A 1,833-nucleotide genomic window follows, 5' to 3' on the forward strand; every position below is an offset into this window, starting at 1 on the left:
GTTCCCCATTCCTTCTTCAGGCCCTGGTGATGGATGTCCACCCCGAAGGCCGGGTCCACCATGGTCCAGTACTCGTAGAAGGCCAGGGACTCCTTCGCGGCGAAGCCGTTCGCGGTCCAGTCCCGGTTGAGGTCGACGCGCTGTTCACGCCCGTTCCCACCGGGCTCGGGGGATCCGGTCACGTCATCCCACAGGAGCGTATGGCGGATGTTCGCCTCGGCGCCGTCCGGGTTGTACATCGGGATGATGTGGAAGGTGTACTTCTCGCGCAGGAGGTCGTAGTCCGACGACCCGTTCGTCCCCAGGTCCTTGAGGAGGGTCAGCAGGGAATCGGTGCCATAGGGTTCGTTGCCGTGGATCCGTCCTTGGAGCCAGACGTCCTCCGGCCCCGTTCCCACGGTGGCGACGTAGAGGTCGCGGCCCTGTTCGGAGGTGTTCACGGACGTCCCGGCCTCGGCGAGGGTGAAGACGTCCACGGCGAAGCGTGAGGTCTGCTCCAGCTTCTTCAGCTCCTTCTCGACATCCGCAGGGGTCAGGATGCTGGAGATGGTGGTCTCGCCCGTGGGCGAGGGGAAATTCGCGTCCGCCATCGCGGGTGCGACGCCGGCCGGCACCGCGAGCGCCAAAGACGCCGCGGTCACGACGGCCGCAAGGCGGCCGCGCCGTGTGGATCGTGGGGTGGACTGCATGACCCTCCTGAGGATTCTTCCGTGGTGTCACGGCGACATACGTACTGGTCAGGGCCACGATCGTCGATGAACGAGGCCCTCTCGCAGTGTAGATGTGTCCCATGTCACCTCAAGGTCACGGCCTGAACCGTGGACTGACTGCTCGTCGGACGCCCCGAACGGCGGGTGAGGTCCATTCGACCCGCGCATACCTGATGATCTATCTGCGGGCAGCGGCCAGCATGCACGGTCCCCGTGACCGTGTCCGGGCGGCACGATGACAGGGCGGCCTCGGAGCAGGGCCGAACGCCGTTCACGCTGGCCATGAGCAGCAATGCGGGCACGTGGCTGTTGTCGACGGTCGCGGGGGCCATGATCACGACCGTCGGTGCCGTCTTCTCGCTGACCGTGATCAGCCTGCACCGCCCATCTCCACGCCGAGGGCCACCCCGAGCGGGCGGAAGCCCTGGACGAGTTCGCCGGAGACGTCGCGTGACCGCTTCGAGCACGAGTGATCGCCGTGCGGCGCATCGGGGCAAGTCAGGTAGCCCTGGGGTACAGGCCCCGGGGCCTGCGAGCGCGGTCCGGGCCTAGATTCGATATCGGTCGAGGACATGCCGGGAACCCCCCCCTCCAATCCCGGCATGTCCTCGATTCCGCGGGGCCACGCCGGCACGTCCGGCGGCACGCGAGGCAGCTCGAGTTGGGAGACGGGCGATGGACCTGTAGTGTTGGGTGTTCCGACGCGGGGTGGAGCAGTTCGGTAGCTCGCCGGGCTCATAACCCGGAGGTCGCAAGTTCAAATCTTGCCCCCGCAACGAAGAAGACCCCGGCCCCTCAGGGCCGGGGTCTTCGTGTTTCCTCGCCGCATCCGGCCCCGTGGCCATCCTCCCCGTCCACGTCCGGGTGTCGTGCGGCAGGGAGCTGCACTCGTCCTGCCGAAGAGGTGCCGTCCTCAGCTCGCGGCGGAGCGGGAACACGTCATGGATGCCTGGCGCGGGACCACCCCCGGAGAAGCCGTCGGCTCGCTCGGAGCTGCCGGGGGCCGGGCACGGTGGGTGGCGCCGGTTGGGCGAGGATCTCCGAGGCGATCTCGATGGGTACCGCCGCGGGCGGGGTGGGTGCGTCCAGGTCAACCGTGTGGTGAAGGTACTCCGTGCCGTTG

1 protein-coding gene and 1 tRNA gene are annotated in these 1,833 nt (G+C 67.8%); one reads left to right on the plus strand and one right to left on the minus strand.

The features are described 5' to 3' along the window. On the minus strand, positions 1-689 hold a 689-nt coding region (locus PLJ28_RS15810; protein WP_324590434.1), incomplete at its 3' end, for a M14 family zinc carboxypeptidase. Between the two features lie 723 nt (positions 690-1,412). Between PLJ28_RS15810 and PLJ28_RS15815 the strand changes: the two genes are divergently transcribed. Further along, a tRNA-Met gene (locus tag PLJ28_RS15815) sits at positions 1,413-1,486 on the plus strand. Positions 1,487-1,833 lie beyond the last annotated feature (347 nt).

The sequence above is a fragment of the Citricoccus sp. genome (genome assembly GCF_035445025.1).
Lineage (GTDB): Bacteria > Actinomycetota > Actinomycetes > Actinomycetales > Micrococcaceae > Citricoccus.